Origin of the sequence: Parvibaculum sp., assembly GCF_035511255.1 — a bacterium.
Classification (GTDB): domain Bacteria; phylum Pseudomonadota; class Alphaproteobacteria; order Parvibaculales; family Parvibaculaceae; genus Parvibaculum.
This window is the reverse complement of record NZ_DATKFR010000394.1, coordinates 1-12,065: the sequence shown is the minus strand read 5'-3', so window position 1 is coordinate 12,065 and position 12,065 is coordinate 1. Positions and strand designations below refer to the sequence as shown.

Here is a 12,065-nt window from a genome sequence, read left to right as displayed (position 1 = left end):
CGCTCGGTCGCGACGCGATCCGAGCCGTTGACCGACACGCCGACGCCGCCGCCCATGTCGATGCCATCCATCAAGGCGACATAGGGCTTCGGATAGAGCTTGATATAGGTGTTGAGGCGATATTCCTCGCGATAGAATTCGATCACATGGGGGTCGCGCGCCTTTCCCCAATCATGCAGCGCGCGAATGTCCCCGCCGGCGCAGAAGGCCTTTTCGCCCGCGCCTTCGACGATGACGCATTTCACGCCATCATCCGCCGCCCATGCCTGCAATTGCGGATGGATCAACCGGACCATGTTCAACGTCAGGGCGTTCAGCGCCTTGGGGCGGTTGAGCGTGACGATGCCCGCGACGCCATCACGGGAGAAGAGAACTTCAGCCTCGTCAGACATCGAGTCCTCCGGCGTCGCGACTGAGTAGCCCTCCCCCCTTGAGGGGGAGGGCTAGGAGGGGGGTGAGCGACAGGAAAGGGTCTTTCGAAGAAGCCCCCCCGCCCGATCGGCTTTGCCGATCGACCTCCCCCTCAAGGGGGGAGGTAAGGTTGTCTATCGCTTCCATCATCCTCAACTCTTCAGCAATTCGCGCGCGATGATGACGCGCATGATCTCGTTGGTGCCTTCGAGGATCTGATGGACGCGCAGGTCGCGGACATGACGCTCGAGCGGGAAGTCGTTGAGATAGCCATAGCCGCCGTGAATCTGCAGCGCCTCGTTCGCGACGTGGAAGCTCGCATCGGTGACGAAGCGCTTGGCCATCGCCGCCTGCATGGTCGCGTCGGCCGCTTTCGCCTCCACCTTCGTCGCGGCCTGATAGAGGATGAGCCGCGCGGCTTCGAGCTCCGTCGCCATGTCGGCAAGCTTGAACTGAAGCGCCTGAAGACTCGCGAGCGGCTTTCCGAACTGCTGGCGTTCGGTCATGTAGGACTTCGCGCGGTTGAAAGCCGAGGTCGCGGTGCCGAGCGCGCAGGCGGCGATGTTGAGACGGCCGCCGTCGAGGCCCATCATCGCGAATTTGAAGCCCTCGCCTTCCTCGCCGACGCGGTTTGCAACCGGCACACGGCAATCCTCGAAGATCACCTGCGCGGTCGGCTGCGAATTCCAGCCCATCTTCTTTTCCGGCGCGCCGAAGGAGAGACCCGGCGTACCTTTCTCGACGACGAGGCAGGAAATGCCCTTCGGGCCCGCCTCGCCGGTGCGCACCATGCAGACGTAAATGTCGGAGGTGCCGCCGCCCGAGATGAAGGCCTTGGAGCCGTTGATGACGTAATGGTCGCCGTCGCGGACCGCGCGCGTGCGCAGCGACGCCGCATCCGACCCGGCACCAGGCTCGGTCAGGCAATAGCTCGCGATCAGTTCCATGGTGGTGAGGCGCGGCAGATATTTGCGGCGCAACGCCTCCGACCCGAACGTATCGATCATCCACGAAGCCATGTTGTGGATCGAGAGGAAGGCCGCCGTCGAGGTGCAGCCTGCCGACAATGCCTCGAAGATCAGGGCCGCGTCGAGACGGGTGAGCGCCGCGCCGCCCACATCCTCTTTCACATAGATGCTAGCAAAGCCGAGCGCCGCGGCCTTGCGCAACGTCTCGACCGGGAAAAATGCCTTTCGGTCCCACTCGGCCGCGTTCGGTTCGAGTTCCTCGGCCGCGAAGGCACGGGCCATGTCCTGGAACGCGCGCTGATCTTCCGTCAGCTCAAACAACATTGGACTCCCCCTTCATATCTCTTTCCGTTTCCCGTCCGGCGGAAAGGGGCGCGGGATCCTTCCCTGAAGGACCCCGCGCAAGTTGAGCGCCTTCTGGGAGGAGCCACGGCGCTGGCCTTCATCCAAACAGGGGCGGCCGCGCTCCACATCCACCAAACCGACGATACGTTTCCCGATTATGCCTTGCTCACGCCATGGTCGGAATGACGAAGGACGAGCCTTCCTTGAGGCCGGTCGGCCAGCGGGAGGTCACCGTCTTGACCTTGGTCCAGAACTTCACACCTTCGGTACCGTGCTGGTTGGTGTCGCCAAAAGCCGAGCGCTTCCAGCCGCCGAAGGAATGGTAGGCCAGCGGCACCGGGATCGGCACATTGATGCCGACCATGCCGACCTGGACCTTGGAGGCGAAGGTCCGCGCCGCGTCGCCGTCGCGGGTATAGATCGCGACGCCGTTGCCATATTCATGCTTCGTCGGCAGTTCGGCCGCTTCCTCGAAATTCCTGGCGCGGACAACCGAGAGGACGGGGCCGAAAATCTCGTCCTTGTAGATTTTCATCTCAGGCGTCACATGGTCGAAGAGCGAACCACCGAGGAAGAAGCCCTTCTCATAGCCCTGCAGCTTGAAGCCACGACCGTCAACGATGAGCTTCGCGCCTTCCTTCACGCCGAGATCGATATAGGACTTCACCTTGTCGAGATGCTGCTGGCTGACGACCGGACCGTAATCGGAATCCGGATCGGTCGAGGTGCCGACCTTCAGCGCCTGCACGCGGGGTACAAGTTTCTCGACCAGACGCTCGGCCGTTTCCTCGCCCACCGGCACGGCGACCGAGATCGCCATGCAGCGTTCGCCTGCCGAGCCATAGCCCGCACCGAGGAGATCGTTCACGACCTGATCCATGTCGGCATCCGGCATGATGATCGCGTGGTTCTTCGCGCCGCCCATGGCCTGTACGCGCTTTCCATGCGCGGCACCCGTCGCGTAGACATATTGCGCGATGTTCGACGAACCCACGAAGCTCACGGCCTGAATGGTCGGGTCGGTGAGGATCGCATCGACCGCTTCCTTGTCGCCATTGACGACGTTGAGAACGCCTTCCGGCGCACCGGCTTCGAGCAAGAGTTCGGCGAGGCGCAGAGGCACCGAGGGGTCCTTCTCCGACGGCTTCACGATGAAGGTGTTGCCGCAGGCAATGGCAACACCGAACATCCACATCGGGATCATCGCGGGAAAGTTGAACGGCGTGATACCGGCGCAGACGCCGAGCGGCTGGCGCATCGAATACATGTCGATGCCGGGTCCGGCGCCTTCCGTGAATTCGCCCTTCTGAAGATGCGGGATGCCGCAGGCGAATTCGATCACTTCGAGACCGCGCTGCACGTCGCCCTTCGAATCCGCGATCACCTTGCCATGCTCGGCGGAGAGAAGCTCGGCAAGCTCCTGCATGTTGGCTTCGAGGAGACGCTTGAATTCGAACATCACGCGGGCGCGGCGCTGCGGATTGGTCGCCGCCCAGCCGGGGAAAGCCTTCGCGGCGACCTCGACGGCGGCGCGCAACTCAGCGCCGGTCGCCAGCGGCGTGCGGGCCGTAATCTCGCCTGTGTTCGGGTTGGTCACGTCGAGGAAGCGGCCGCTCGTGCCCTTCACATGCCTGCCACCGATGAAATGCGTGAGTTCCTTGACCATGGCTCGTTCCGACCCTTCCGATTTTCGATGCTGTGCGCCTTGTTTACCGGCTGCGTCAGCGCATGGAAACTGGTATTAGTGCAGCATGAAGCTGCAAAATCGCATGCCGCTCGATTGGGAAAATCTGCGGCTCTTCCTCGAGACGACACGGCATTCGACGCTGGCCGACGCCGCGACGCGGCTGAAGATCGATCCGACGACTTTGGGCCGCCGGCTGCGCCGTTTCGAGCGCGAACTGGGCACCGCGCTTTTCGAACGCGTGCCGCAGGGTCTTCGCCTGACGCCCATGGGGCAAATCCTCGCCGCCCATGCGGAACAAATGGAGGACGCCAGCGTCCAGGCGCTCGAAGCAATCAAGGGAACCGGCGGCACCGCGCGCGGCACCGTCCGGATCAGCGCGACGGAAGGCTTCGGCACCTTCATCATCGCACCGGCGCTGGTCGAGCTTAGCCGGCAGCATCCCGACCTCGAAATCGACCTCATTGCGTCGAGCGGCTTTCTCAGCGTGTCGAAGCGCGAGGCGGACATGGCGATCCTGCTCGCGCGGCCGACGGCGGGCCGCCTCGTCGCACGCAAGCTCAGCAATTATATGCTGATGCTCTATGCGTCGAAGACCTATCTGCGCTCCATGCCGCCGATCCACGCGCCGGCTGATCTCGCGAACCACAGGCTCGTCTCCTATGTCGACGATCTCATCTATTCGCCGAAGCTGCGTTATCTGAACGAGCTGCCCGGCACGCCCTCGCCGACACTCAGGAGTTCAAGCATCGTCGGCCAGTACCAGGCGACGAAGGCAGGTGCCGGGCTTTGCGTGCTGCCCTGTTTTATCGGCGACATGGAAAAGAGCCTCGTGCGCGTACTGCCAGATCAGATCCGGATCGAGCGGACGTTCTGGCTCGCCGTGCATGAGGAAATGCGCAACTTCGCCCGCGTCAAGGCGGTCTCCGAATTCCTGCTCGCAACCACGGCCGCCCAGCAAGATGTGCTGATGGGCGAACAGTTCTCATAACGCCACTATCGCGGGCCGGTGCCGTTCCTTCAGGTTCTTATTTTTCCTTATACGGATTGACTAGCGGGAGCGCATCTCCGTAATTCGACGACATCACCTGTCTCAGCCTTCGTTTCGAGGGCTGATCTGCCTCATCCCTCATCCGCCAACGCAGCCTTGACGCGGGCGAGACCCGCCTTCGCCTCGACATTGGACGGATCGCTTCTCAACACTCTTTCATAGGCGGGTAGCGCCCATTTTATTTTGCCTTGCCCTTCCGCCAGACGCGCATAACGCAGGTTGAGGGAAACGTTCCCGGCATCTCTCATCAGCGCCGCGTAGACGTCGTCGATCTCGCCGGCAACGACGGGACACACAGCGACAAGCATTCCACAAAAGAGCATCGCTCCGAGACGAATCTTCACGGACATCCCGCACCTCGATCTACCGGCGAATCAGGGGACCATGTTGCGCCGCTCGCCGCCGTCGTGCCGGGAGATTGGACCAATTCTGCGCATTATATGTAGGGAAATGGCGGGCGATGGAAGGGACCGGCACGGCCGTCGTCCATGGCCCGATTTTCATCGTGTCAAAACCCGCGAATTTGTCGTGTTCTAGCCGCCGACGCTTCGCACGGAGCCGGAAACAAGATGGCAGTCGGCGAGCGTGCGGCACCATCCAGGTTGTTTCATTTTTTCGCTCGGGGGCGCGCACATGATTTTTTCGTCTGCTGGAGCGAGGCTTCTCGGCCTCGTCGCGTTTTCTTTTGTGACAGCGGGTTCCCTTCTCGCCCAACCGGTCCTCGCCGATACGGCGGCCAAGGTCGGCATCGCCGCGATAACCAGAAACGACGTGCTGGGTCAGAGCGGCGGCGCGGAGCGCACGCTCTTGTCCGGCGGCGCCCTCTTTCAGGGCGATGTGATCCGGACCGGCAAGACGAGTTCGGCGGAGTTGATGCTTTTCGACCAGACGAACCTCAAGATCGGGCCAAGCTCTAACGTCAGCATCGACAAATTCGTCTATGAGCCCGAGAAGGCGACGGGTGCAGTCGGCATAGGCGTCACAAAAGGCTCGATGCGTTTCGTGACCGGCGCACAGGACCCCCTCAACTACGAGATCAAGACTGCGGTTGCGAGCATCGGTCTGCGTGGGACGATCCTCAACATTGTCGCGACCGAGGATGCATTGGCGGTCGTGCTTGCGGACGGCAAGGCGATCGTGACCGGTAAGGACGGCAAGACCTCGACGATGGAGGCCAAAGGCAACATCGTGCTCATCGGACCGGAAGGGACCGTCGATCAGGACCAATCGCTGACGAATGCCGTCGCGGCACTCGTGCAAGGCTCTGACGACCCAGCCGCGACGGCAGCGCAAATTCTCGCCGCCATCGGCGCGGTTGGCGGCGCGGCCAGCGTGCAGAACCTGCAGGATATCGCCGCCGGCATTGCCCAGGCGGGCGTCGGCGCCGATGATTTGGCCCGGGCAGTAAGTGATTATGTGCAGGGTTCGGTCGATCAGGCGGCGGCTGCATCCGACATTATCGGCGGCGCCCGATATCTCAATGACGATCTCAAGAGTGCGACCGGCAGGGGCCTTGCCGATGCCTCCAGCGAGATCGGCAAGACGGACCTCACGGCCGCCGCCGCGATCGACGTCGCCGTCGAAGAGTCCGGCGACTCCCGCCTGCAGAGCAGCTACACCCAACAAAAGGACAGTACACGGGGCATTTATAGCAATGGCGGCGGCGACAATCTCCTGCAGAGCCAAAACCAGAACCAACAGCAAGAGCAGCGAAGTCCGAACTAGCTCCATTACGAGACCTGAAGCAAGGCCCCGGTCCACCCGCCGGGGCCTTTCCACTTGTTCCGGGGATTGCTTCGCTACGGGCCGCTTCGGCGTTATGCTGCAAGCCATGTCGAAGACCTGGTATCTCTACATGCTGGAATGCGCCGGCGGGCGGCTCTATACAGGGATCGCCGTCGATGTCGAAGCACGCTATAAGGCACATGCCGAAGGGCGTGGCGCGAAATTCACGCGTAGCTTTCCACCAAGCCGGATTGTGCTGGTGCAAAGCTTCGCGAGCCGTTCCGAGGCCTCCAAGGCCGAACACGCGCTGAAGCGGCTCCCGCCTGCGGAGAAACGCAAGCTCGCGGGCACACCGGCGACGGCCTGAAGGTATGGAAAAGATGTCGGATGTAGATCTTCCAGATGCTCGGCTCGACAAGCTCGAAATGCTCGTCGCCCATCAAGAACGGACGATCGAGGATTTGCAAAAAGTCATTGCGGACCAGTGGACGGAAATCGAGCGGCTTGGGCGCAAGCTCGCGACGCTTGGCAGCCGGGTCGAGGCGGTGGAGGAACGCGCCGACGGCCCTACGCCCGCCGAACCGCCGCCGCCCCATTATTGACCGCGCGATGTCGATGGGATCTCCGAAGCCTTTCCACTACGCACCGCCGATGGAGCCCTGGCTCTCCGTCGTTCATCGCGATGAGGATGTTCTGGTGCTCGCAAAGCCGAGCGGGCTTCTGCATGTGCCGGGCAAGCCCGTCGAACATGCCGATTGTCTCGAAGCCCGCGCGCAAGGCGCGTTCCCAACTGCAATGACGGTGCATCGTCTCGACAAGGATACGTCGGGCGTCGTGGTGATGGGAATGAACCGCAAGGCACATGCGCATCTCAGCCAACAGTTCGAGACGCGGCAGACGCGAAAGATATATATCGCGCGGGTGTGGGGACGGATTTCGGGGGAGAGTGGCCGCATCGATCTGCCGATCGCCTGCGACTGGCCCAACCGACCGAAACAGATGGTCGATCCCGAGAACGGGAGACCGGCGCAAACGGACTGGGCGGTCGTTGAACGCGACGCAACGTCGACACGTGTCGAGCTTCGCCCTGCGACGGGACGTTCACATCAGTTGCGGGTCCATATGCTGAGCCTCGGCCATCCCATCCTGGGCGATAATTTCTACGCCCATGAGGAAGCCTTCACCGCAGCGGACCGCCTGCAGCTTCATGCCGAAAGCTTGAGCTTCTTCCATCCATCGACGGGCGAAGCCTGCCTCTTCACCGTCGCCTGTCCATTCTGAAGCCTTCGGGCTGGCGCCTTCGGGTTGGCGTATTCAGGAAGAGACGCGCAACTCGACGCTGTTGGAGTTGCTGTTGGAATTGGAGTTTGAGTTCGAATTGCTGTTCGAATTCGAATTGCTGTTGAAATTCCAGTTCCAGTTGGAATTCGAACCCGAGCCGCCGCCGGCCGGACAGGCCAGGGCGGGCGTCGCGGTAGCGAAGGCATAGACGACGGCCGCCGCGGCCAGACCCGCCGCACCGCCCAGGAACGCCCAACGCCGGGAAAGAAACATCTTCATCTGCTTCACCTCGTGACACATGACCTGTTTCGGGACAAAAACGGCGGCGCCATCCACATCCTGAACAGGTATGGCTCTTCGGAGGCAAACAGCGTGCCGCTTATTTGCGTTTGCGGTGCTTCAGGTTCTGGTCGAGCAGTTGCCGCGCAGCCCGCGCTACCGACCGCACCGGGCCTTCACCGCCGAGCGTCAGGCGCGCCACATAAGCGCCCTCCATCAGCAGCATCAGACCGTCGGCAAGATCGTCATCCGGCGCACCGGCCTGCCTTGCCAGATCGATGAGGCGGCGATGAACCTCTCGCTTGTGCTCGACCGAGACCATGCGCGCCGGATGATCGAGCTCATGAAGCTCGACCGCCGCATTGGCGAGTGGGCATCCATAAACGTCGTCGATGCAGGCCTTGGTCTCGAATGCGTCGAAAAAGGCTTCGAGCTGCGCGCGGGGGTTGCCCGCGTGCGGGGCCATGATCTCGTCCCACCACTCCCAATATTCCCTGACCTGCTCGCGTAGCACTTCCGCCACGAGTTCGTCCTTGGACGGGAAGTTGCGATAGAGCGTCATCTTGGTCGCATCGGCCTCGGCCGCGATTGCGTCGACGCCCACCGCCCGGATGCCGTGCTGGTAGAACATCTCCCTGGCGGTCTCGAAAATCCTGTCGCGCGCCGGACGCCGGGAGACATGCCCCTCACGCTCGGCTTTTTCCTGATCGATTTTCCTCGTGGACATTTTTTCTTGTCCTTGCCCTTGAAAGGTGAGCGACCGGTCAGTATCTCACCTGATACCGAACGGTATCGTCACATTCATTAGATTGTCACTCAATCACCTGACGTCAAGCCGTTCCCACCCAAAGGCTCGATCCGCTGGTTCCGAAATATCCGCGGCATTTGGTCCCCCACCCGGGCAGGAGTACATCATGCGCCGCCATTTTCTTCTTATCCCCTTGGGATTCCTTGCTCTTTCCCTGTTCCTGACCGGTTGTGACGAAGCGCAGACCAGCGAGGTCAAGCCTGCCCCCGAAGTCGGCGTCGCCGAAGCGGTTTTCCAGCCGCTGCGGGCCTGGGACGAATTCTCGGGTCGGCTCGAAGCGGTCGACACCGTGGAGATCAGGCCCCGGGTTGGCGGCTATATCGACGATATCCGCTTTCGCGAGGGCGCACCGGTCAAGAAGGGCGACGTCCTCTTCCAGATCGATCCCCGGCCGTTTCAGGCTGAAGTCGATCGCACGGCGGCGCTGGTCGAGCAGTCGAAGGCTCGGCTGAAGCTCGCTCGCGCAAATCTCGAACGCGGACGGCAGCTCGTCGGGCGCGGCTTCGTCTCTCACAGCACCTTCGACACATTGCAGTCCAACGAGCTGGTCGCGAAGGGCGACCTCGCGGCGGCGCAAGCGGCGCTCGAAACGGCGCAGCTCAATCTCGAGTTCACCCGCGTCACCTCGCCGATCGACGGCCGGGCGTCGCGTGCGCTCATCACGCGTGGCAACCTGGTGACGAATGCCAGCCTGCTGACGACGGTGGTTTCCGATACGCCGATCTACGCCTCCTTCCACGCCGACGAACAGGCCTATCTCAAATATGCCGCCGCCGAGCGCGGCAAGGAGATCCCGGTCTATATGGGTCTGATGACGGAAGAGGGCTATCCGCACGAAGGACGCCTGCAATTCATCGACAACAAGATGGATGCCGGCAGCGGCACCATCAACGGCCGCGCCGTCTTCGACAATCGCGACGGTCGTTTCACGCCGGGCCTTTTCGCCCGCATCAAGCTCGTGAGCGAGAAGGCGGAGACCGTGGCCCTCGTTTCGGATCGCGCGATCGCGACCGATCTCGGCAAGAAATTCGTGCTCGTCGTCGATCGTCAGAACGCGGCCGAGTATCGGGCGGTAACGCTCGGGCCACTGCTCGGCGACCGGCGTATCGTACGCGCCGGCCTCAAGCCCGGCGACGTCGTGATCGTCAGCGGCCTTCAAAAGGTGAAGCCCGGCGACGAAGTTTCTCCCATCCGCCTGCCCGTGCCGGAACGCACGGCAAGCCTCGAAGAACGGGCGGTCATGCAACGCTGACCTCCCGCGGCGGCCGCGCCTCCCTCCCCCCTCAATGGCGCGGCCGCTCTCTTTTTTCATTTTCAGCCTGCTTTTATTCCCGGACAGATCGTCATGAATTTTTCCACCTTCTTCATCACCCGCCCCCGCTTTGCCGCGGTCCTGTCCATCGTCATTTTCATTGCGGGCCTGATTGCGCTGCCGCTGCTGCCGATCAGCGAATATCCCGAAGTCGTGCCGCCGACGATAGTAGTGCGGACTGCCTATCCGGGTGCGAGCCCCGAAGTCATCGGCGAGACAGTCGCCTCGCCGCTCGAACAGTCGATCAATGGCGTCGAGGGCATGCTCTATCAATCGTCGCAGTCGACGTCGGACGGCGCGATGGCTCTCACCGTGACTTTTGCGCTGGGCACCGACGTCGACAAGGCGCAGGTGCTCGTGCAGAACCGCGTTGCGCAGGTTCTCTCGAAGCTGCCGGCGGAAGTGCAGCGCGCGGGCGTGACGACGACGAAGTCCTCTCCCGACCTGACGCTCGTCGTCCATTTGCTGTCGCCGGACAACCGCTATGACATGCTCTACCTGTCGAACTATGCGCAGCTCCATGTGCATGATCGGCTTGCCCGAATCGACGGCGTCGGCGACGTGCAGACCTTCGGCGCCGGTCCTTACTCCATGCGCATCTGGCTCGATCCGGAGAAGGTGGCCGCGCGCGGGCTTTCGGCGGGCGACGTCATCAACGCCATACGCGAGCAGAACGTGCAGATCGCGGCCGGCCAGCTCGGCGCGCCGCCGGTACCCGGCCAGGCTGCCTTCCAGCTCTCGATCAATGCCCCCGGCCGCCTGACCAGCGAGGAGGAATTCGGCAATATCATCATCCGCTCCGGCGCAGGCGGCGAGATCACGCGGCTCAGGGACGTCGCGCGCGTCGAGCTCGGCTCGAATAATTACGCGCTGCGTTCGCTCCTCGACAACAAGCCGGCCGTCGCACTGCCGATCTTCCAGCGGCCGGGCTCCAATGCGCTCGACATCGCCACGAAGGTCCGCGCGACGATGGAGGAGCTCAAGAAGGATTTCCCGGAAGGCGTCGATTACCAGATCGTCTACGACACCACCGTCTTCGTGCGCAATTCGATCGACGCGGTGATTCATACGCTGCTCGAGGCGATCCTGCTCGTCGTAATCGTCGTCGTGATCTTCCTTCAGAGCTGGCGGGCGTCGGTCATTCCGCTGATCGCCGTACCCGTGTCGCTGATCGGCACCTTCGCAATCATGCTGGCGCTCGGCTTCGGCTTCAACGCGCTGACGCTTTTCGGTCTCGTTCTCGCCATCGGCATCGTCGTCGACGACGCGATCGTGGTCGTGGAAAATGTCGAGCGAAATATCGAACTCGGGCTCGCGCCGATCGAGGCGACGCGCAAGGCGATGGGTGAAGTGACGGGACCGATCGTCTCGACGGCGCTCGTTCTCTGCGCGGTCTTCGTACCGACCGCCTTTATCAGCGGCCTCACCGGGCAATTTTATCGGCAATTCGCGCTTACCATCGCGATCAGCACCGTCATCTCCGCCTTCAACTCGCTCACCCTGTCGCCGGCGCTCGCAGCCGTGTTGCTGCGCGCTCACGATGCGCCGAAGGATCGTTTCCAGCGGCTCATCGACGGAGCACTCGGCTGGCTGTTCCGCCCGTTCAACCGCTTCTTCACGCGCGCATCACATGGCTATGTGGGCGGCGTTTCGCGGATGCTCGGCCGCTCCGGCGCCGCGATGGCCGTTTATGGCGTGTTGCTCGCGGCCACGGCTGTCGGCTTCGTCATCACGCCGACCGGTTTCGTGCCGCAGCAGGACAAGGCCTATCTCGTCGCGGCGGCGCAACTGCCGGACGCCGCGTCTCTCGACCGCACGGAAGCCGTCATCCGCCAGATGAGCGAGATCGCGATGAAGACGCCGGGCGTCTCGAACGCCATCGCGTTTCCCGGCCTTTCGATCAACGGCTTCACCAACAGTCCGAATGCCGGTATCGTCTTCATCGGCCTTGCCCCTTTCGAGGACCGCCGGAGCCATGAACTCTCGGCGACGGCGCTCGTCCAGTCCCTCAACAAGAAGTTCGGTGCCTTGACCGACGCGAACATCGCCGTCTTCCCGCCGCCGGCCGTGCAGGGGCTCGGTACGATCGGCGGCTTCAAGATGCAGATCGAGGATCGCGCCGGTCTCGGCCCCGTCGAGCTTTACAAGCAGGTTCAAAACCTCGTCGACAAGGCGTCGAAGGAGCCGAGCCTCGCCGGCGT

13 protein-coding genes are annotated in these 12,065 nt (G+C 62.6%); 7 read left to right on the top strand and 6 right to left on the bottom strand.

Features of this window, described 5'->3' with window-relative positions; genetic code table 11:
* From VMR03_RS15190 to VMR03_RS15180, 3 genes are all read right to left on the bottom strand, one after another.
* The coding region (locus VMR03_RS15190; protein ID WP_325406693.1) for an enoyl-CoA hydratase/isomerase family protein at positions 1-392 on the bottom strand (392 nt) is incomplete at its 3' end.
* A gap of 171 nt (positions 393-563) precedes the next feature.
* Positions 564-1,703 carry an isobutyryl-CoA dehydrogenase gene (locus tag VMR03_RS15185; RefSeq protein WP_325406691.1) on the bottom strand — a complete coding sequence of 380 codons (1,140 nt, stop codon included), beginning with the start codon at positions 1,701-1,703 and terminating at the stop codon, positions 564-566.
* A 187-nt stretch (positions 1,704-1,890) separates the two neighbouring features.
* A complete protein-coding gene (locus tag VMR03_RS15180; RefSeq protein WP_325406689.1) occupies positions 1,891-3,390 on the bottom strand; it encodes a CoA-acylating methylmalonate-semialdehyde dehydrogenase in 1,500 nt (499 codons plus the stop codon).
* A gap of 85 nt (positions 3,391-3,475) precedes the next feature.
* On the opposite strand from VMR03_RS15180, the gene VMR03_RS15175 reads away from it, so the two are divergent.
* A complete protein-coding gene (locus tag VMR03_RS15175) occupies positions 3,476-4,399 on the top strand; it encodes a LysR family transcriptional regulator (protein WP_325406687.1) in 924 nt (307 codons plus the stop codon).
* A 131-nt stretch (positions 4,400-4,530) separates the two neighbouring features.
* Here the strand turns inward: VMR03_RS15175 and VMR03_RS15170 are convergent, their stop codons facing one another.
* A complete protein-coding gene (locus tag VMR03_RS15170; RefSeq protein WP_325406685.1) occupies positions 4,531-4,809 on the bottom strand; it encodes a hypothetical protein in 279 nt (92 codons plus the stop codon).
* Between the two features lie 337 nt (positions 4,810-5,146).
* On the opposite strand from VMR03_RS15170, the gene VMR03_RS15165 reads away from it, so the two are divergent.
* The 4 genes from VMR03_RS15165 (at position 5,147) to VMR03_RS15150 (ending at position 7,465) form a co-directional block, all read left to right on the top strand.
* Positions 5,147-6,184, top strand: a complete 1,038-nt coding sequence (locus tag VMR03_RS15165; protein ID WP_325406684.1) for a FecR family protein — start codon at positions 5,147-5,149, stop codon at positions 6,182-6,184.
* A gap of 106 nt (positions 6,185-6,290) precedes the next feature.
* The gene (locus VMR03_RS15160; protein ID WP_325406682.1) at positions 6,291-6,551 is read left to right on the top strand and encodes a GIY-YIG nuclease family protein; all 261 of its coding nucleotides are present in this window, start codon (positions 6,291-6,293) and stop codon (positions 6,549-6,551) included.
* 13 nt (positions 6,552-6,564) lie between these two features.
* A complete protein-coding gene (locus tag VMR03_RS15155) occupies positions 6,565-6,786 on the top strand; it encodes a SlyX family protein (protein ID WP_325406680.1) in 222 nt (73 codons plus the stop codon).
* Between the two features lie 7 nt (positions 6,787-6,793).
* Positions 6,794-7,465, top strand: coding sequence for a pseudouridine synthase (locus tag VMR03_RS15150; RefSeq protein ID WP_325406678.1), 672 nt, complete (start codon positions 6,794-6,796; stop codon positions 7,463-7,465).
* Positions 7,466-7,498: 33 nt separating this feature from the next.
* Here the strand turns inward: VMR03_RS15150 and VMR03_RS15145 are convergent, their stop codons facing one another.
* Both VMR03_RS15145 and VMR03_RS15140 read right to left on the bottom strand, forming a co-directional pair.
* The gene (locus VMR03_RS15145) at positions 7,499-7,744 is read right to left on the bottom strand and encodes a hypothetical protein (RefSeq protein ID WP_325406676.1); all 246 of its coding nucleotides are present in this window, start codon (positions 7,742-7,744) and stop codon (positions 7,499-7,501) included.
* 100 nt (positions 7,745-7,844) lie between these two features.
* Positions 7,845-8,471, bottom strand: coding sequence for a TetR/AcrR family transcriptional regulator (locus VMR03_RS15140; RefSeq protein WP_325406674.1), 627 nt, complete (start codon positions 8,469-8,471; stop codon positions 7,845-7,847).
* Between the two features lie 187 nt (positions 8,472-8,658).
* On the opposite strand from VMR03_RS15140, the gene VMR03_RS15135 reads away from it, so the two are divergent.
* Positions 8,659-9,804 (top strand): efflux RND transporter periplasmic adaptor subunit, encoded by a 1,146-nt coding sequence (locus VMR03_RS15135; RefSeq protein ID WP_325406672.1) that lies wholly within the window; start codon positions 8,659-8,661, stop codon positions 9,802-9,804.
* 93 nt (positions 9,805-9,897) lie between these two features.
* Positions 9,898-12,065 (top strand): efflux RND transporter permease subunit (locus VMR03_RS15130; protein WP_325406670.1); only part of this gene is annotated, 2,168 nt, incomplete at its 3' end.

Bases quoted from the DNA above. Each gene is read 5' to 3' on its own strand.
- VMR03_RS15145 (WP_325406676.1), bottom strand. From the start codon at position 7,744: ATGAAGATGTTTCTTTCCCGGCGTTGGGCGTTCCTGGGCGGTGCGGCG.
- VMR03_RS15175 (WP_325406687.1), top strand. From the start codon at position 3,476: ATGAAGCTGCAAAATCGCATGCCGCTCGATTGGGAAAATCTGCGGCTC.
- VMR03_RS15180 (WP_325406689.1), bottom strand. From the start codon at position 3,390: ATGGTCAAGGAACTCACGCATTTCATCGGTGGCAGGCATGTGAAGGGC.
- VMR03_RS15150 (WP_325406678.1), top strand. From the start codon at position 6,794: ATGTCGATGGGATCTCCGAAGCCTTTCCACTACGCACCGCCGATGGAG.
- VMR03_RS15160 (WP_325406682.1), top strand. From the start codon at position 6,291: ATGTCGAAGACCTGGTATCTCTACATGCTGGAATGCGCCGGCGGGCGG.
- VMR03_RS15135 (WP_325406672.1), top strand. From the start codon at position 8,659: ATGCGCCGCCATTTTCTTCTTATCCCCTTGGGATTCCTTGCTCTTTCC.
- VMR03_RS15155 (WP_325406680.1), top strand. From the start codon at position 6,565: ATGTCGGATGTAGATCTTCCAGATGCTCGGCTCGACAAGCTCGAAATG.
- VMR03_RS15185 (WP_325406691.1), bottom strand. From the start codon at position 1,703: ATGTTGTTTGAGCTGACGGAAGATCAGCGCGCGTTCCAGGACATGGCC.
- VMR03_RS15170 (WP_325406685.1), bottom strand. From the start codon at position 4,809: ATGTCCGTGAAGATTCGTCTCGGAGCGATGCTCTTTTGTGGAATGCTT.
- VMR03_RS15140 (WP_325406674.1), bottom strand. From the start codon at position 8,471: ATGTCCACGAGGAAAATCGATCAGGAAAAAGCCGAGCGTGAGGGGCAT.